Annotated in this window: 21 protein-coding genes; 7 read left to right on the forward strand and 14 right to left on the reverse strand. The window is 54.4% G+C overall.

The genetic code is table 11. The annotated features are described in order from the left end of the window. Nucleotide 1: 1 nt before the first annotated feature. On the reverse strand, nt 2-1,072 hold the full coding sequence (locus tag Q9245_RS05225; RefSeq protein WP_248234640.1) for a YncE family protein: 1,071 nt from the start codon (nt 1,070-1,072) through the stop codon (nt 2-4). A gap of 188 nt (nt 1,073-1,260) precedes the next feature. Here Q9245_RS05225 and Q9245_RS05230 point away from each other — a divergent pair, with 188 nt between their 5' ends. After that, nucleotides 1,261-2,553, forward strand: a complete 1,293-nt coding sequence (locus Q9245_RS05230; protein WP_062785097.1) for a hypothetical protein — start codon at nt 1,261-1,263, stop codon at nt 2,551-2,553. Nucleotides 2,554-2,613: 60 nt separating this feature from the next. Here the strand turns inward: Q9245_RS05230 and Q9245_RS05235 are convergent, their stop codons facing one another. The 9 genes from Q9245_RS05235 to Q9245_RS05275 all read right to left on the reverse strand — a co-directional run bounded on the left by Q9245_RS05235 (nt 2,614) and on the right by Q9245_RS05275 (nt 11,265). Beyond that, on the reverse strand, nt 2,614-3,072 hold the full coding sequence (locus Q9245_RS05235) for a hypothetical protein (protein WP_062785099.1): 459 nt from the start codon (nt 3,070-3,072) through the stop codon (nt 2,614-2,616). 176 nt (nt 3,073-3,248) lie between these two features. Then, a complete protein-coding gene (locus Q9245_RS05240) occupies nt 3,249-3,635 on the reverse strand; it encodes a DUF302 domain-containing protein (RefSeq protein ID WP_062785101.1) in 387 nt (128 codons plus the stop codon). 24 nt (nt 3,636-3,659) lie between these two features. Beyond that, nucleotides 3,660-6,020, reverse strand: a complete 2,361-nt coding sequence (locus Q9245_RS05245) for a heavy metal translocating P-type ATPase (RefSeq protein ID WP_305896154.1) — start codon at nt 6,018-6,020, stop codon at nt 3,660-3,662. Next, nucleotides 6,013-6,240 carry a hypothetical protein gene (locus Q9245_RS05250; protein WP_022990675.1) on the reverse strand — a complete coding sequence of 76 codons (228 nt, stop codon included), beginning with the start codon at nt 6,238-6,240 and terminating at the stop codon, nt 6,013-6,015. Before Q9245_RS05250 ends, Q9245_RS05245 begins: the two co-directional genes overlap by 8 nt. Before the next feature lie 27 nt (nt 6,241-6,267). Then, nucleotides 6,268-7,623, reverse strand: coding sequence for an APC family permease (locus tag Q9245_RS05255; RefSeq protein ID WP_094625994.1), 1,356 nt, complete (start codon nt 7,621-7,623; stop codon nt 6,268-6,270). 11 nt (nt 7,624-7,634) lie between these two features. Next, nucleotides 7,635-7,988 (reverse strand): hypothetical protein, encoded by a 354-nt coding sequence (locus tag Q9245_RS05260; RefSeq protein WP_094625993.1) that lies wholly within the window; start codon nt 7,986-7,988, stop codon nt 7,635-7,637. Nucleotides 7,989-8,140: 152 nt separating this feature from the next. Then, nucleotides 8,141-8,890 (reverse strand): copper resistance protein B, encoded by a 750-nt coding sequence (locus Q9245_RS05265; RefSeq protein ID WP_058340741.1) that lies wholly within the window; start codon nt 8,888-8,890, stop codon nt 8,141-8,143. Beyond that, entirely contained in the window at nt 8,887-10,647 is a 1,761-nt protein-coding gene (locus Q9245_RS05270; protein WP_305896155.1) for a copper resistance system multicopper oxidase, read from the reverse strand. Before Q9245_RS05270 ends, Q9245_RS05265 begins: the two co-directional genes overlap by 4 nt. Nucleotides 10,648-10,731: 84 nt before the next feature. Beyond that, nucleotides 10,732-11,265 (reverse strand): cupredoxin domain-containing protein, encoded by a 534-nt coding sequence (locus tag Q9245_RS05275; protein WP_058340739.1) that lies wholly within the window; start codon nt 11,263-11,265, stop codon nt 10,732-10,734. Nucleotides 11,266-11,464: 199 nt separating this feature from the next. Here Q9245_RS05275 and Q9245_RS05280 point away from each other — a divergent pair, with 199 nt between their 5' ends. Then, complete coding sequence (locus Q9245_RS05280) at nt 11,465-12,130, forward strand: response regulator transcription factor (RefSeq protein WP_091855227.1); 666 nt, start codon at nt 11,465-11,467, stop codon at nt 12,128-12,130. After that, nucleotides 12,117-13,451: an ATP-binding protein gene (locus Q9245_RS05285; protein ID WP_091855226.1), complete on the forward strand. Its 1,335-nt coding sequence runs from the start codon at nt 12,117-12,119 to the stop codon at nt 13,449-13,451. The genes Q9245_RS05280 and Q9245_RS05285 overlap by 14 nt, the downstream gene beginning before the upstream one ends. Before the next feature lie 217 nt (nt 13,452-13,668). On the opposite strand, the gene Q9245_RS05290 is transcribed toward Q9245_RS05285, so the two are convergent. Continuing rightward, nucleotides 13,669-14,136, reverse strand: a complete 468-nt coding sequence (locus Q9245_RS05290; protein ID WP_104270352.1) for a hypothetical protein — start codon at nt 14,134-14,136, stop codon at nt 13,669-13,671. Between the two features lie 172 nt (nt 14,137-14,308). Between Q9245_RS05290 and Q9245_RS05295 the strand changes: the two genes are divergently transcribed. From Q9245_RS05295 to Q9245_RS05310, 4 genes are all read left to right on the forward strand, one after another. Continuing rightward, nucleotides 14,309-15,205: a cation transporter gene (locus Q9245_RS05295; RefSeq protein ID WP_014420764.1), complete on the forward strand. Its 897-nt coding sequence runs from the start codon at nt 14,309-14,311 to the stop codon at nt 15,203-15,205. A 64-nt stretch (nt 15,206-15,269) separates the two neighbouring features. Further along, a complete protein-coding gene (locus Q9245_RS05300) occupies nt 15,270-15,626 on the forward strand; it encodes a DUF3703 domain-containing protein (RefSeq protein ID WP_014420763.1) in 357 nt (118 codons plus the stop codon). 347 nt (nt 15,627-15,973) lie between these two features. Continuing rightward, on the forward strand, nt 15,974-16,519 hold the full coding sequence (locus Q9245_RS05305) for a nucleoside 2-deoxyribosyltransferase (protein ID WP_305896156.1): 546 nt from the start codon (nt 15,974-15,976) through the stop codon (nt 16,517-16,519). Continuing rightward, entirely contained in the window at nt 16,512-17,018 is a 507-nt protein-coding gene (locus Q9245_RS05310; protein WP_305896157.1) for an MOSC domain-containing protein, read from the forward strand. The genes Q9245_RS05305 and Q9245_RS05310 overlap by 8 nt, the downstream gene beginning before the upstream one ends. Nucleotides 17,019-17,026: 8 nt before the next feature. Here the strand turns inward: Q9245_RS05310 and Q9245_RS05315 are convergent, their stop codons facing one another. The 3 genes from Q9245_RS05315 to Q9245_RS05325 all read right to left on the reverse strand — a co-directional run bounded on the left by Q9245_RS05315 (nt 17,027) and on the right by Q9245_RS05325 (nt 18,179). Next, complete coding sequence (locus Q9245_RS05315) at nt 17,027-17,329, reverse strand: hypothetical protein (RefSeq protein ID WP_305896158.1); 303 nt, start codon at nt 17,327-17,329, stop codon at nt 17,027-17,029. A gap of 18 nt (nt 17,330-17,347) precedes the next feature. Beyond that, a complete protein-coding gene (locus Q9245_RS05320) occupies nt 17,348-17,548 on the reverse strand; it encodes a DNA-binding transcriptional regulator (RefSeq protein WP_305896159.1) in 201 nt (66 codons plus the stop codon). Nucleotides 17,549-17,633: 85 nt separating this feature from the next. Continuing rightward, nucleotides 17,634-18,179: a PIN domain-containing protein gene (locus tag Q9245_RS05325; RefSeq protein ID WP_305896160.1), complete on the reverse strand. Its 546-nt coding sequence runs from the start codon at nt 18,177-18,179 to the stop codon at nt 17,634-17,636. Between the last annotated feature and the right edge of the window lie 92 nt (nt 18,180-18,271).

An 18,271-nucleotide genomic window follows, 5' to 3' on the forward strand; every position in this document is an offset into this window, starting at 1 on the left:
ACTAATGGGCCTCAAGGGATATCTGATGGCCTATGCCGCTCAGCGCGATCTCATCAACCACATCGAGGGATTCCGGGTCGAGCACCCAAAGCTTGTTCTCTGCCCGACTGGTCACCAGTAGCTGGCCATCGTAGGGAGAGACCGCAAGATGATAGGGCGCAGGAGCCAGCGGCCTGGTGTGGCGGGCGCCGCTGGCTAGCTCAATCCGGACCACCTGGTTGCCGCCCTGGCTGGTGGCATAGAGGGTCTGGCCATCTGCGCTCAAGCCAACGCCATGGGGCGCCTCCCCAACCTCGTACCGGTTCGCCACCGCGCCTTTGGCAAGCTCAAGGACAAGAACCTGGCCGGATGCAGCATCATTCACGTAGAGCCGCTGGTTGCCGGGGGCAAGCACCATATGCTCTGGGTTGCCGCCAACTCGCAAATTGCGCTCGACGAACCAGTGCTCGGTATCCACTTCGCTGACCGTGCCATTACCGGTATTGCTGACCAGAAGGGATTGGCCGTCGTCGGTTTGCACCAGATAGTTGGGGGCCGGCCCCGTCGCCACAGTTTTGACCAACTGACCGGAATCCAGATCCACAACGCTGATACTGCCACTGGCAGGATGCGTGGAAACGGCATAGCGACCGTTGGAAGTCACCAGCACATGGTGCACCGGCCCCGGCACTTCCAGTTTGCGGTCAATCGTCTTTGTGGCCGTGTTCACCAAATAGAGCAGCCCGGTACTCCCTGCTTCCAATTCAGTAGACTGCCCGCCCCCATGATGAGCGGCGTGTTCATCTTCTGAAACGCCTTCGGGGCGACTAACCGGCTCCTGACGATCATGCGCCGACAAACTACCCACCACCAGATGCCGGCCATCCGGGGTCAGTGCCGAACCGTGGGTATTCAGTGTGCCGCCAATGGACGACGTCACCTTGCGGTTTTCCAGATCAATAACGCCGACGGCATCCGCTGTGCCCATGGGAACAAATGCCCGGTTTGTGTCTGCGGCCACCATCAGCGAAAAACTCATAGCGACACTGGCCGTAATTCCAGCAATCCACTTCTTGCGCAACGAATGTTTCATAGCGTGCCCTTTTTGGTCAGAGGGTTTCAGTAAGATTTCCTCGCCCGGTAAGCAAGATCCCGAACAGGCATGGTCATTACTTGGCAGTCCATCACACCAAGCTGAAACAGGCCTGAAAACAGTTGCGAAACATGCATCCGTTTGACCAGAATCAAGGTGGAACGATTCACAATAACCTTGGACGACCAATGCAAGACGTGCCCCAGGAAAACCAGCGAACAACCAAAACCCAAGCCGACCAGCTCAACCGGCAGTGTTACTGCATCACCCTTGACCGAAAAGCGCTCACTGACAGCCTCCGGAAGCAGTTTTCAGACACTGGGAACGAGGCGCCGGCCACTCCCGAGATCCATCATCTCTTTTCAAACACGCCGGTTTTTGTTCCCCAGGCTGACATCGCGACGATGGAGCGGATCGTTCAGGCGATCGAATCCGCAGCCGAGCTTCCGCCCTATAAGGAAAGAGCTCTGTCCTGGGCGCCGGACATCGCCGGATTTGATCCAGGCCCCATCGGGGCCTTCATGGGCTACGACTTTCACCTGGGCCCAGACGGCCCTCAGCTAATCGAAATCAACACCAACGCCGGCGGCGCATTTCTGAACACGCTGCTGGCCCGAGCTCAACACCGATGCTGTGACCCATCCCAGCAAACCGCTGACACCAACCGAGCACTGAATGGGTTCGAGGACGCGGTATTTGCCATGTTTAAACAGGAGTGGCAAAGGCAAGGTCGCAACTCAACGCCTCGTCGCCTGGCCATCGTGGACGATGCGCCAAAGTCCCAGTTTATGTTCCCGGAATTCCAGCTGGCCCAACAGTTATTCCAGGCCAGAGGCATAGAGACCTTGATTCTCGACCCATCGGAGCTTGAGTATCTCGATGGCGCCTTAAGCGCCTACGGCATGCCTATCGACATGGTGTACAACCGGCTGGTGGATTTTGCCTTGGAGGCCCCGGCTCTTGGGGCACTGAGGCACGCCTACCTCGACGGCGCGGCGGTCGTAACGCCCAATCCCCGCGCCCATGCGCTTATGGCCGACAAACGGAACCTGACCCTGCTATCTGATGCCCATACCCTGCGCGACTGGGGACTTAGTGAAGCCGAGGCAGGATATCTGGACAGAGCCGTACCGAAGACCTTGCTGGTTTCAGCAAGTGATGAGGCGGAGTTGTGGAACAACCGGCGTAAACTGTTTTTCAAACCGGTGGCGGGCCATGGCAGCAAGGGTGTCTACCGGGGCGAAAAGCTGACCCGCCGCGTTTTCGAAGAGATCCTGAAGGGTGATTACATTGCGCAGAACTTCGTTCCGGCCGGAGAACGCACCCTGAGAGTGGATGGCACGGTCACCACCAGAAAGGTCGATATCCGTTTGTACACCTATGCCGGGCAACATCTGCTTGCCGCTGCCCGTGTGTACCAGGGCCAGGCCACCAACTTTCGAACGCCGGGAGGTGGCTTTGCGCCCGTCTTTGAGGTGTGAAGGTGAGCCTCAATTGGAAACATTCAAAGGGATTAAGCCGTCAGCAAAAGTGCTCGGATCTCATAGATCCTGCATTCGGCCAACCTGACGAGCCAGTCTCATCGACTCATTTTCCTCCATCGCCAAAAGAGATTCGAACAGCTCTTTTGCTTCTGGAATTTCGGCTTTTCCAATCAGCGTTTTGTAGAGATCAATAATCTGATCATGAAAGTCGAACACTTCCCGGCAGATACCATCAAAATCAAGCTTCGCGTAAGGCTCGTCGCAGGTTCGATGAGTTTTGATCGGATTATGGGACAGGTAGTCGTACACCCGAGTTTCCAGTGCCTTCTTATCCCCTTGGTGCTCAAACTCGTTCACGATCCGCTCTATTTCCGATTCATGATCTGCCAGATAATCCAAAAGCGCACGGGCCCGTTCTTCCTCGTGCTTTGTTGCGCAATGGGACAGACAGCTCGCCAGATGTGAGTGCAGATCGCGCGTCCAGTCGATCAGTTGTCCAAAAGTCTTTATATCCATATCTTTTTTCCTTTTTTCTTCTCCACAATATGACTGACATCAAATAGGTATCCCGTCGTCAAATGAGGAGTCCTATTTGCATTTCCAGTGTTCAGTTGGGCTATGCGCTCGCCTGGCTAATTCGCTAATCCATTGCAAACCGCAGGCACTGCAGCAAATCGACGCCTCTACCGGCTTCAGATCGATTCCACAACCTCAGAGAGCATATCCCTGACCTTCCCGGCAACCTGCTTGAGCTCGTCATTATCGATGGCGCTCATGGAAGCCAATGGATCCACTGCACTTACCTCAATGCCCTCCGAAACCTCACGAAGAATAACGTTGCAAGGCAGCATGGCACCCACGCGAGGCTCCACACCGATGGCTTCCCACGCCATGCCAGGATTGCAGGCCCCGAGAATCCGATAGGCCTGCATATCCTTGTCCAGCTTTTTCTTCATGGTGGCTTTGACATCAATTTCTGTCAGCACACCGAACCCGTGATCAGTGAGGGCCTGACGCGCTCTTCTGTCCACGTCCTCGAAATCGACATCTTTGATAACTCGATCGATCGTGTATGACATAGCTACCTCCAATGATTCAGAAGTTCATTGCTTTGACCCGAGTTTCACCACCCTCAAACGCAGCGCATTCACGATCACGCTGACCGAGGACAGCGACATGGCGGCCGCTGCAAAAATGGGCGACAGCAGTATCCCGAAAAACGGGTACAAAACCCCTGCCGCTATCGGAACACCGGCGGAGTTGTAAACGAAGGCGAAAAACAGGTTCTGACGGATATTGCGCATGGTCGCCAGAGACAAACGGCGCGCCTCGACAATGCCCATCAGGTCGCCGCGTAGCAGCGTAATGCCGGCGCTTTCGATGGCGACATCGGTCCCGGTGCCCATGGCCACACCGACATCCGCCGTTGCCAGTGCAGGCGCATCGTTTACGCCGTCACCCGCCATCACGACAACACGGCCTTCGTCTTTCAGGCGCTGGACGATCTTGCCCTTATCTTCCGGCAGGACTTCCGCTTCCACTTCGTCGATATGCAGTTTTCGGGCAACTGCTTCAGCTGAAGTGCGGTTATCGCCGGTCAGCATGAGCACCCGGATGCCGTCTTTTTGCAGCGCGGAAATAGCGGCTTCGGTGGTTTCCTTGACCGGATCGGCAATCGCCAGCAACCCTGCGACGTTTCCGTCGACAGCAGCAAAAATCACGGTTGCACCATCTTTTCGGAGCTGGTCGGCGTCGCCGTCAAATCGCGTGGTGTCGACATTTTCCGACTCCATGAGAAGGCGGTTACCAAGTAGCACCCGCTTGCCGTCTATTCGACCGGTAACCCCTTTACCATTCGGAGAGTCAAAGTCTTCCGCATCCGGAAGCTTCAGGTCCATGCCCTTGGCTTTATCGAGTATGGCGTGAGCCAGTGGGTGCTCACTGCCTTTCTCCAGGCCGCCTGCATAACGCATGAGACTACTGTCATCGAACCCGTTGGCCGCGACAAGCCGGGTGACTTGCGGCTTGCCCTCTGTCAGCGTGCCGGTTTTATCCACCACCACGGTGTCCACCTTCTCCATACGCTCCAAGGCTTCCGCATCGCGAATCAGAACGCCACTTTGAGCTCCGCGTCCGACACCCACCATGATGGACATGGGCGTCGCCAAGCCAAGTGCGCAAGGGCAGGCAATGATCAGAACACTGACCGCTGCAATCAGCCCGAACGCCATAGGCGGCGTGGGCCCGAAGAAGGACCAGGCTATAAAGGCGATAATGGCGATCACGATCACCGCAGGCACAAAATAACCCGCCACCTTGTCGGCCAGGCCCTGAATGGGCGCGCGGCTGCGCTGGGCGCTCGCCACCATCTGCACAATCTGGGACAGCATGGTGTCACGGCCAACCTTGTCGGCCCGCATGATAAAGCTGCCCTGCTGGTTGATACTGCCGCCGATCACCTGGTCGCCGGATTTTTTGCTGACTGCCAAAGGCTCACCGGTCACCATGGATTCATCCACGTTGGAGCTGCCTTCAAGCACCTCGCCGTCCAACGGCACCTTGTCTCCCGGACGTACCCGCAAGCGGTCACCGACCTTGACCTGATCAAGCGACACATCGGATTCGCTGCCATCGTCGTCCAGTTTTCTGGCCGTCGCCGGTGCCAGATCCAGCAGGGCCTTGATGGCACCAGAGGTTTTCTCTCTGGCGCGCAATTCCAGCACCTGCCCCAGCAGCACCAGCACCACGATGACAGCAGCCGCCTCGAAGTAGACGGCGACCGACCCGTCTTCCTGCCGGAAGGCGCCTGGGAAGATCTGCGGCGCCAGGGTCGCCACCAGGCTGTAGATCAGCGCGACGCCGGTACCAATGGCAATGAGCGTAAACATGTTCAAGTTACGGCTAACCACGGATTTCCAACCCCGGACGAAGAAGGGCCAACCGCACCAGAGCACCACAGGCGTTGCCAGCACCAGTTGAATCCAGTTGGACATCTGCGGGGCTATAATGTGATCGAGTCCGGTGAGGTGCCCACCCATCTCCAGTACCAGTACAGGCAGGGCCAGCACCAGGCCGATCCAGAATCGGCGGGTCATGTCTTTGAGTTCTTCCGAAGGCCCGTCGTCCAGGCTTACCTGCTCGGGCTCTAGGGCCATGCCGCAGATTGGGCAGTCCCCTGGCCCTTGCTGCCGAATCTCGGGGTGCATGGGACAGGTATACATAGTGCCCGGCGCTACCGGCTCTTGCTGTTTCTTTTCCCAATCGAGGTACTGCTCAGGGTCCTCGTCGAATTTGGACTGGCAACGCGACGAGCAGAAGTACCAGGTTTTACCGCCATGCTGGCTGCGGTGTTCCGCGGTATGCGGATCGACTGCCATGCCGCAAACCGGATCCTTGGCGGTGTGCCCGCCAGGTTCTTTATCGGCGTAGTGATCGTGGTCATGGGCGTGATGGTGCTCAGCCATTCTGATCTCCTGTTTTATCGGCGGGCCAGTCTGCAAATGCAATGAAATACAGCAGAACCAGATTGACGATAGGGATCAGTATCAGTACACCCATCCACCCCGGATACCCCGTGCGCTGGCAAATACGCCAGGCCGGAATGACGACCACAATGGCAATCACCAGCATCCACAGCCAGTGGCCTGCCCACATGGTGTTCCCGAACATGTTATCTCCCATCATGGCAATAGCCTCTCTTCCTGATTCTGGTTAATGGTGACGATGCGCGTGACTCTCTTCCTGTTTCGCTTGCGCGGATTCCGGCGATCTTTTCAGGAAAATCTGCTCGGAGACTGCAAGCACAATCATGGTGACCACTGCCACGCCGATGACGAACGGGTCCGTATTCAGTTTTACCCAGACAAAGCCGCCCAGAGCCAAAAGATCCAACAAGATGGCTGTAGTTGGCACCCAGGTGTTGGCCTTGATGTCTTTGCGAAGATAGCGCAGTACACCCCAGTGAATGGCAATGTCCATAATCAGGTAAAACACGATACCCAGCGCGGCAATTCGTGACAGATCAAAGAAGGCGGTGAGGATCAGCCCCAGGACAACGGTATACACCAGTGTGTGTTTCTGGATGCTGCCGGGCATGCCAAAATGCCGATGTGGTACGAGCTTCATCTCCGTCAGCATGGCCAACATGCGGGACACAGCAAATACACTGGCCAGAATTCCTCCCGCCGTGGCCATCATGGCAATCGCAACAGTAAACCAGACGCCGTATTCGCCGAGAGCGGGACGTGCAGCAGCGGCGAGAGAGTAATCCTGCGTTTCGATAATTTCAGCCAGAGATAGATTGCTGGCGACCGCAAATCCCACCAGCGTGTAGATCACCACACAGGCGGCAATGGAGATAACGATGGCACGGCCGACATTTCGCTTCGGGTCGATGACTTCCGAACCACTGTTGGTAATGGTCGTAAAGCCTTTGAACGCTAGAATGCCCAACGCGGTCGCGCCCAAGAAGTTGCCCAGCGTTCCGGCTTCACCGGGCTCCGAAAAATCAACTGAGACTGAGTCGGCAATCCAGATCCCGACCAGACCGAAAATCAGTATCCCGCCGATCTTAAGAATGCCTATGAAAGACGCCACCCCTTGAATCATCCGGTTACCCAGAAGATTGATCAGAAACGCGGCCAGAATCAGTGAGACGCCAAGAATGGGCACCATGCGGCCACTGTCATCCCCGCCGAAAAGTTGCATGGTGTAGGAGCCGAATGTCCGGGCCAGGAAGCTCTGGGCGATCACCATGGAAAAGTACATCAACAGGGCGTTGAATGCCGTTGGCAGCCGGTTTCCATAGGCTTTATGCAAGTACATGCCAATGCCCCCGGCCGACGGGTAGGCGTTGGAAATCTTGATATAGGAATACGCGCTGAAGCCAACAATCAAGGCCGCCGCGAGAAAGGCCAGCGGGAAAAGAACGCCGGTCATCTGCGCCATCTGCCCGGTCAGAGCAAAAATACCGGCGCCAATCATGACGCCGGTACCCAGCATGACTGTCCCTGGTAAAGTGAGACTGCCCTCCTGGTAGCGGGTAGTTCGATCTTCCTCCCTGTTCATTCAACCTCCTGTTATTTTTTCATGGGTGGAATCTTGGAACAGCAGAACGGCTCATGCTTGGCATTTGCCCGGACGTTGTCGTCGGTAACCCGGTACCAAGCCAATTTGCGCCGGGTCCACCATCCGGTTTTCAATTGGCCACCGTAAGCCTTGATCAGTTCCAGTAATTCATCGACGGACCAGTGGGTTCCGTCGTACGTCACCTGCAATGTGCCATTTGGCTTACGCTCGGCGAAATCAACGCAGGGGTGGCGATTAAGATCGTGGATGAGCCCATCCCACTGATCCTCTCCAAGCCCCTCGACGGCCATTTTTCGGCGCAACAAAAACTGCTCCTGATTGGTTGCTTTGTGTGCTTTGGTCATGGGGTGACACCTCTCTTCCTGATGACTTCTCCCTGTATCAAAACACTTCAATCTGAACTGCGGCTGAAAATGGACACAGACTTTCGGTGGATTTGAGTTACATCAAATCATAGACGAAAAAGGGCCGTGGGTTTCCCCATGGCCCATCAGCATCAGAATGCGATTCGAGCGCCGATCACGGCAAACCAGTCTTCTGTGCCACCGCCGTCCGCCTCGGCCAGGTCGGCGCTATCGCCATACTTACGCTCGTGCACCACACCCACGTAGGGTGAGAACGCACGGTCGATCAGGTCGTAGCTGAGCCGGAGGCCGGTTTCGGTGGAAACTAATCCCTTGCCGACGCCGATCTCTTCATCCTCACTGAAAGCTACTGAGGCATCCAGCGTTGCCGCCAAAATCCAGTAGTTGGTGAACAGCAATTCGTACTCAGCGTCCAGTTCGGCTGACGTATCGCCATCCTTGCTGACATACAGATTTGCATCGATCTCAAACCATTGGGGCGCCAGCCCGGCCACACCGAGAACCGCATACGTACGGTCCGGCCCTTCGGGCGTATCGAAACGCACGCCCGCTTTGGCGTCGAAGAATTTGGAGATAGGGATCTGGCCGACCAGCTGGTTTTCCAGCGTTTCGTAGGCCTGCTCCTCTATCTCGTACTCCCCGGTTGTGAGCAGCCGGACTTTAAAGTCGTCGGTGCCATAGAAGGCATCCGCATTCCAGACGCCCAGCTCCTCGTCATCGTCGCTGTAGCGGTACTCAAATTCCTCGAATTGAACACCCCAGGTTGTGAGCGGCTGTTTTCGAGCGGTCGTGTCTGAGATCATTTCCTGAGCTGTCACCGCCGTTGAAACACCAATAGAGGCAAGGAAGCTGACTGCGACAATTGATCGAATACAGCTCATACCTCACCTCCATCTTTGGCAATCACGTCTGTTTTGGCCTGCGTCGACTCTGGCCCACCTTCAACAATGACCTTGCGGAACATACCAGCGGCCGCGTGATAGGACAGGTGACAGTGGAACGCCCACTGACCGGGCTCGTCGACCTCGGTTTCCATGTAAACCGTGGTGCCTGGCTGCACACTGACCGTGTGCTTGATCGGGTTCCATTGGTCTGCACCAACATCGAGAATGGACCACATACCGTGCAGGTGCATGGGGTGAGTCATCATGGTCTCGTTCACGAATTTGAAGCGAACTCGCTCACCGTATTTGAGACGAATTGGGTCTGCGTCTTCGTACTTGACGCCATTAATGCTCCAGGTATAACGCTCCATATTGCCGGTCAAACGAAGCTCAATTTCCCGGGTCGGTTCGCGGTCTTCATACAACGGGTCCTGAGCCTTCAGGTCAGCGTAGGACAAGAACTTACCGCCATTGGCTGCGGTAGGTACGAGGCCACTACCCTTGGCGTAGAAGGGATCGCTTGGACCTTCTTTTTTACCCATCGCCATGGAACCGTGATCCATGCCTTCCATGTCGGAATGATCCATTCCTTGCATATTCGAGTGATCCATTCCCTCCATCGAAGAATGGTCCATTCCGCCCATCCCTTCTGAGCTGCTCATATCCATGTCGCCATGATCCATTCCGGCCATGCTGCCATGGTCCATGCCATGCATACCGCTCATGTCGGCCATGGTCAGGCGGGCCGGTTCACGCAGTTGCGGGACGGCTGCTTCCATGCCCTCTTCTGGGGCCAGTGTCGCTCTGGCATAGCCCGAACGCCCCATGGATTCGGCAAATATGGTGTAGGCCTGCTCATCTTTCGGTCGGACGATCACATCGTAGGTTTCCGCCACACCAATCCGGAATTCATCCACACTAACCGGCTGAACGTTGTTGCCATCAGCCTGCACAACAGTCATGTCCAGACCTGGAATCCGGATGTCGAAGTAGGTCATGGCCGAGGAATTGATAAAACGCAACCGAATGCGCTCGCCTGGTTCAAAGAGTCCCGTCCAGTTTTGGTCCGGCCCTTTGCCGTTGATCAGGCCCGTAAAGCCCTGCAAGTCCTCAACGTCCGCCTTCATCATCCGCATACCACCCCAGGCCATACGGTCACTGACGGTGTTCATCAGACCATTTTTTGAAACGTCCGAGAAAAACTCGCCAACGGTTTGCTGCTCGCGGTTGTAGTAATCCGGCATCATTTTCAGGTTGCGCATGATGCGGTCACCGGAATGGGGGTGTTTGTCGGTGAGCTGCACCACGTATTCCCGATCGTAGCGAAACGGCTCACGACCTTCAGGCTCAATAACAATAGAACCATAAGCGCCATCTGGCTCCTGGAAGCCTGAATGGCTGTGGAACCAGTAGGTGCCCGCCTGTTGGATTGGGAATTCGTAGGTGAAGGTTTCACCCGGTTTGATACCTGGGAAGCTGATTCCGGGCACGCCGTCCTGATCAAAAGGAAGGATCAAACCATGCCAGTGAATGGACGTCATCTCATCCAGGTTGTTGGTCACGTTGATCTTGACGTTTTCGCCTTCCTTGAAGCGCATCACTGGCCCGGGGGATTTCCCGTTGTATCCAATGCCTTCCTTCACGAAATCGCCGGTATCAATTTTTACCCGGTCGACCGTAAGGTCGTATTCGCCGGCCAGAACCATGGCTGGCATCAGCAGGCTCAAAAGCCCTGTCAAAAAGCGTGGTTTCATCTGTGTTGCTCCGAACTACACGTCATTGAAGCCGGGCCGAGAAACGTGTCTCAGCCCCGCGCTCGCGGACCTCAGTTAAGCGAGTTACTCGAAATTGACCTCACCGTACATCCCGGCCTGATAGTGGCCCGGCACGTTGCAGGCAAATTCGATATTGCCTTTATCAGAGAACTTCCATACCACTTCTTTACTTTGGCCCGGTTCCAGCAACACGCTGTTCGGGTCGTCATGCTTCATGGAATGGCCATTCCCCATATCCATATTCATCATGTCGTGGTTCAGCTTGCCGCCCTGGATGACGCCATGCTCAACCATCATCATCATTTCCTCTTGATGAGCTTCGTGCATGTCGGGAGTGCCAACATTGAACTCATGGACGAGGTTTCCCTTGTTCTCCACCACGAAGCGAACGGTTTCACCCGGCTTTACACTGATTTCTTCGGGTTCGTAGTAGTTGTCGTACATCTCGACAGTTACGGTTCGGCTGGCCTCCGACGCTTTGCCAGGTTCACCGCTTGTAGCGCCGTGCCCGTGGCCACCGTCATGGGCGCCAGCCGCAAACGCTGTTGCCGACATTGAAAGCGCCATACCCGCTACGAATAGTTTTGATGCATTCATCTTTTTATCCTCTGTAAAATATTGCTCGAAAAACACTGCAGGATTGAGCCCCAATCTTGAACAATGTCCAGAATCGGTTGTTACCTTCTCTCACTAACCTGAATTCTTTCTGAAAAACTCGAACTATTTTCCGTTCAGGCTGAATTCAGGTTAATCAGTCACACTTTCGACCGCGGACCATACATAGAAGGAAAAACTCATGCGTTTACTGCTCGTCGAAGATGACCGCTTGCTTGCTGAGGGTCTGGTCAGGCAGTTGGGAAAAGCAGGTTTCAGCGTTGATACAACTCCCAGTGCCCGAGAAGCCGTCGTTCTGGGTGAGCAAGAGGATTACCGTGCTGTTGTTCTGGACCTGGGTCTACCTGATGGCAACGGGCTGGACGTATTGAGAAAGTGGCGAACGAATCACGTCAGCTGTCCGGTCTTGATTCTGACCGCGAGAGGCGATTGGCAGGATAAGGTTAACGGCTTGAAAGCCGGGGCAGACGATTACCTGGCAAAACCTTTTCAGACAGAAGAGCTAATCGCACGCCTCAACGCACTCGTGCGTCGAAGTGAAGGAAGGGTCCATACTCAGGTTAAAGCCGGCCGCTTTGAACTGGACGAAAACCGCCAAAGCCTCAAGATGGACGACGGCGTGGAACATACACTTACCGGCACCGAATTCCGGCTGCTACGTTGTTTGATGAGCCGCCCTGGCCACGTCTTTTCCAAAGAACAACTAATGGAACAGCTTTACAACTTGAATGATAGCCCGAGTGAAAACGTCATTGAGGCGTATATTCGGAGGTTAAGGAAGCTAGTGGGCAGCGAAACCATCTCAACACGACGCGGCCAGGGGTACATTTTTAATGCGATTCCTTAAAAAGCCTGCGTCCGTAAAAGGAACCTTGCTTGCGCTGTTACTGCCCGCCGGAATTGGTCTAATGGGGGTAGCGTGGTTGGTCCATGGTTTGCTACTCGACCGAATGTCCCGGGAGTTCGTTGAAAGCCGACTGAAAGATGAAGTCGCTTTCCTTGAACACCAGATTCGCGACGCGAATGGTGAAGTTGACACTCTCCAGACGGGCGATTATTTCCAGGATGTTTTTCATCATGCCTTTGCCATACATACACCCGAACAGACCATCATTTCACCCGATACTTGGGAGCCCTTGTTAACGCCTCTGATTGAAAACGAAGAAGACGGAACCGTTCGCGTAGAAGATGCCGAAACCACTGATACTCCCTTAGACATCCTCGCCTACCGAAAGTCTTTTCAGGTCGGTGAAACACCCATCGTCGTAATCGTTTCTGAAGATCTGGGTGCGCTGAAACGCAGCCAAGCTGCACTTCATGCCTGGACCGCCGTAGTATCAGTTCTGTTGATTATGCTCTTGGTCGCCGTGCTCTGGTTCGGTATCACGATGTCCATGCGACCGGTTGTCACACTCAAAGCCGCATTAAAAAGACTCCAGGACGGAGAGATCTCCCGAATCAACGTTCAGTCGCCAGAGGAGTTCCACCCGCTGGTTCTTCAACTAAATCAGTTGCTGGACTCCTTAGATCAGCGACTGGAGCGCTCCAGGGACGCTCTCGCAAACCTGTCTCATAGCGTCAAAACCCCCATCGCAGCCGTCCGGCAGATACTGGAAGACGACACACGTCCTATCGACACCAATCTAAGGCGCCAGATGGCGGAGCGATTAAGCGATATCGACAGGCAATTAGAAGCTGAAATGCGTCGAAGCCGTTTTGCAGGGCCCCAGATTGGAAAAAGCGCCTACCCCATAAAACAGGCACGAGATCTTTTGTGGATGCTCGGTCGTTTATATCCGGAAAAGTCGTTTGAACTATCGAGTTCTCTGCCTGAAGACAGCCGATGGCCAATAGAAGAACATGATCTTAATGAAGTATTGGGCAACTTACTCGACAATGCTGGCAAATGGTCTTCGAGATGCGTAGAGCTCTCTGTCGAACAAGGCAGCGGCTTTAAGCGAATAGTTGTTGCTGATGATGGCCCAGGGGTTAATCACAAGGATTTAGCCAGTTTGGGCCAAAGGGGTCTGCGGCTAGATGAGCAAACACCTGGGCACGGTCTCGGTCTTGCTATCGTTCGAGATATAGTGACTCGCTATGAAGGTAAAATCAGCTTTTCGACTAAGTCCTGTAGCGGTTTACGCGTTTCTATCGAATTATTAAGATAAAATCGAATGTTCGCTTTTGTTTACTAAGTTCAGTGGATGCCTTGGTCGCAAAGCGAACATTCGAAGTGATGCCCAGAGTGCCATCTTCCAGCCGTAACAGGCCACGGATTTCGTTGCGACCGAAACCCAGCTACTGCGCCGTTTTCACAAACGTCAGCCTATCAAACTCGCCAGAAACTATGCGTCTGTTAAATAGAGGTATTTGAAGGCTTCTCGATCACTCTACCTTTAGATTCTGCTGGTATTGCAGCATTTGCTCCATCATCAGCTGCATTTGATCCATGCGCTCCTGCATCATCTGAATTTGTTTCTCGTTAGACAGACTACCACCATTCTTTGATTTACCGCCGCCGTTCATCATGTGCTGACCTCCCATCATGCCGTTTTGTCCACGCATCATGCCGGGGCCCATCATACCGTGATGCATAAAACCCATTTGCTCTTGCATCGCCTCCCTGTGTTCTCGCATCAATCGTTGCCGTTCTTGCGGTGAAGCTTCATCAGGAATGCGTTGCATCAGCTGGTTCATGTGGGACCAGTTCTGGTGCATCTGCTGCATTTGCTCCTGATCCATCATCATGCCAGGACCATGCCCTTGCCATGAGCCTTGATCACCATGCGCTAGTACGAATGCAGGAAAAACCAACAACGCAGCGGTTGCTGTAAGTCCTTTAAATGAAATCATAAAGTTTACCCTCGAAATAAAATTAGACGTCCACACCATCGCACTTATCATTGTAGATCTTTATCCAGACAAACGCCGATTTTGACGACTACTAGTGTAGATTAGTTATTGACCCTGTAGTGGCTACAGGGTTTTAAATTGCATCATTTGTACGAAAACCGGAGCCGAGAAAATGAGCAAACCCTGCAATGGGCAGTGTGGTAGTGAAGACTCTGTCGTAGATGACAAGTTTCAGGGACGCGCCACCGCCGAAACAGGTAGCCAGCTAAGCACCTACAAAATACCAAAAATGGATTGTCCCTCGGAAGAGCGAATGATTCGAATGGCACTGACTGGCGTTGAAAACATTCAGTCGCTGTCATTCGATTTATCGGGTCGTACATTGGAAATTATCCACCATGGAGAAACCGGTCCTATTACCAGCAAACTGGAAAACCTGGGCCTGGGTGCTTCCTTGCAGCGGACAGAAGACGCCAGCGCTGAATCCGTCAGAGCGGCTGAATCTTCTAAGGCCAACGAAAGCGAAGAATCCGGCACTTTATGGATACTGCTGGCAATCAACGGCCTGATGTTTCTGGTCGAGATGACGATGGGCCTGATCGCCCAGTCCGCTGGCCTGATTGCAGACTCGCTAGACATGCTTGCCGATGCCGCCGTCTACGGTCTCGCACTTTACGCCGTTGGGCACGGCATCAAAATGCAGGTCAGAGCGGCCCATGTGGCAGGCATCCTCCAGCTTATCCTTGCCGCTGGGGTATTGGTTGAAGTTAGCAGACGTTTTCTGTTCGGCAGTGATCCTCAGTCGTTAATGATGATGGCCGTCGCCTCTGTTGCTCTCATTGCGAATATCAGTTGCCTGCTCCTGATCGCAAAACACCGTGAAGGCGGTGCTCACATGAAAGCCAGCTGGATATTTTCAGCCAACGACGTGGTCATCAACCTGGGGGTAATACTTGCGGGGCTGCTCGTTGCCTGGACCGGGTCCAACTACCCAGATCTGATTATTGGCGGAATTGTCGGTGGCATCGTCTTGATGGGTGCCAAACGCATACTGGCACTGAAAGGCTGAACCTTTCGGGGGCAGGCGGTCGATTATCGGCTTGCCGTTGCCAATCTACGGGGAGTAAACATCAATGCACAGTGAACTGAAGCCATCCTATATTGCGGAGCTTGAGGCGACAGGCAGGGCGGAAGGCGCAGGCGATTTCCAGACAGCCTTCACCCATCTGGAACGTGCCCATATCCTCAGCCAGAAATATGCTCTGGCGCACGCTGCAACCCACTTACGGATGCTCAGACTGGGTTGGCGAACAAGAGACGTTCGTGAGGTGCTGGGGCAGTTGACCCGAACCATTGCCGCCCTGGTCTTTTCCCGAATTTGGGTTCCGGTCGGAAACACCGGTCGTGCAAACGTCAGCGCGTTTGCACCCATGCCGGTGCCCGAGGATTTGGCAGTGGTGCTTTCGGAGGCGGAGGGAAGGCGTGACTAGAATGTTCGCTTTTGTTTAAAAAGACAAGCTTTCGGTCGGCCTCAAGCGGCCGCCTGTGTGACCCCAAAATAGCCAAACTGGTCAACGTATAGTTCCCATAGCACGGCTGAACTCAAAGCTGACACTAACTTTACTCACAAAAGCTGTGGATAACTGTGTTGGGAACCTAGGGTTAACCATTCATAAGCCACGTACCACAAGGGCTCGGGAAAGTTGATGCAAAAATGGACGATGCACCGCCAAATAGAAATAAAGGCCTACCTACAGCGGCGAATTACGGACCTATCCACAAAGCAGCACTGGACACGTAAACTGACCCATCAACTGCAGTAAAAGCCGAGGGTCACATGACAACACCAAAACGCATCTACCTCGCAGGCCCCGAAGTGTTCTTCCCCGCCGAAGAACACAAAGCCATCGTGGCCGAGAAAAAGCGCATTCTTCAGGAAGCCGGATACGAAGGCGTAGACCCACTGGACACCGCCCTGACATTTTCAGATCACGAGGCCAAACCCGAACGCGGCCACCGAATCTACCAGGCCAACCGCGAACTGATGGACAGTTGCGACGCCATCATTGCCAACCTCACGCCGTTTCGGGGCATCAGCGCAGACCCGGGCACCGTGTTTGAAGTCGGCTACATGATTGGCCAGGGCAAACCCGCTGTCGGATTCACTCTGGACAGCCAGAACTATCGCGACCGCGCCGGAGCTGCCGACCAAGAGAAACACGGCCACGCCATTGAAGACTTCGAGATGAGCGATAACCTGATGATCGAGGGCGGCATCCGCGAATCCGGCGGCCAGCTATTGGTGGCAGAACAACCTGGGGAGCACCGGTTTTTCTCGGCGGAGCTGTTCCGCGACTGCGTGCGAGCGCTTGCCCATGTCTGAACCAACTCCACTTCAAACCCTGCTAGACACCCTCCCCCAGCGCGGGCGCGTGGAATGGATTGGCATCCGCCCCGCTCGCGGTGAGCCCATGCAGGCAATCGAGCGCGTGGCGATCACCCCAGGCACGGGCCTGGAAGGCGACCGATTCGCTGGGCGCGAAACCAGTAAACGCCAAGTCACCCTGATTCAGCAAGAACACCTTCACACCATTGGCTCCTTCCTACAGCGAGACGCCATAGAACCCGAAGTGTTCCGGCGCAACATCGTAGTCTCTGGCCTGAACCTGCTGGCGCTGAAAGGCAAAACGTTTCAAATTGGCAGCGTGGTGCTGGAATACACCGGCCAATGCCACCCCTGCAGCAAAATGGAAACAACGCTTGGGCCCGGTGGCTATAACGCCATGCGCGGGCACGGCGGGATTACCGCGCGAGTGGTAAAAGGGGGCGAGGTGGCACTTGGTGACGAGGTGCAGGCGTTGCTGCCACCTCAACAGGCCTGAACAGAGGCCTAGCGAACGAGAGGGTAAGCCGCCCTAACCTGCCCCATCACAATGCGAGCATCTTCCGGCTTCAAGCCATTTTTGCGTAACTGCGGCATGACCATTGCGCCCACGTTCTGGCAGCGCGAAGGATCAATGCTGTGTTTTATGAAGATATCGGCAATGGCTTGGGGATTAGCATCGGGATTGGCTTTGAGTAGGTTGCCGATTTCGATGGCGCAGGCTTGCTCGGAGGGATCGGTATTTTGTTTGCTGCGCCAGATAAGGAAAGCGGTGATGGTGGCGAAAATGGCGAGGATTAGGAATTTCATAAAATACTCGTGGTTGAGCTATTTAGAGGTCAGCGTGCGCGGGGAAATATGAAGCACCTCAGCGAACTCCCGCTGTGTGAGGCCAGTCTTGCCACGCGCTTCTGCGACCTCATTTGGCTCCACACGACTGACGCGAGCAGCATTGCCAGCTTTCATCTCTTTAACCGATTGAAGCAGCTTGTTGCCAAGTTCCTCGGCACTCAGAGTTTCATTACTCATTTTCCAATACCTCACGAATCGACTACAGGATATACACGGGTGTATTCTCCTTGATGGACTTTTTCAGGGTGGCAGAGTTTTCTCTTCAGGCCAAATACTCCACGCCGGTATCAGACACCTTTAGAAACTTAGCCTGTACCAATTGGTTAAGGGCTTTCTGAATAGCTACCTCGTTTCCCTGGAGCCGGAGGTGAGAAGCGATGTGGTTGCGAAGGCTTGTAACCTTCTGCGGTCGCTTCTCTTTTGGTCGGGCAGATAAGTTTTTTATCAGCTTCTGAGTTTCACCAGAAGCACCAGCAATTTTCACCTGCTTGCATACACGCCCACTGGACTTGATGTGAGCAATCAGCGGCGAGAACCCCGAATCGTTGCTGATCACCTCAAACGCCACCGCTCGGTCGGTCTGAGCATCGAACTTTCCGAGGTAATAGGCAAGATGGAAATCGAGATTATTCGCCTGCGAAGCCTTTAGCTGAATGACTACCATATTGATCGGTTTATCGTACTTCGTATCCATGAAGTCCAGCTTGGGCTGCTTGGCGCCAAGGAACACGATGACCCGCTCATACTCTGAGAGATTGACCTTACCTAGATTGCCTACGTTCTCGTAGTCGATGAAAGCCCATTTCATTTCTCAACGTCCTATGTCGGTTCGAAAATAGATCTTTTTGCATTCCCTATGATGCCCGCATAACCTACCGCGAACTGCGCAGCGGTTGGAGG

Origin of the sequence: Marinobacter sp. MDS2, from assembly GCF_030718085.1 — a bacterium.
Taxonomy (GTDB): Bacteria; Pseudomonadota; Gammaproteobacteria; order Pseudomonadales; family Oleiphilaceae; genus Marinobacter.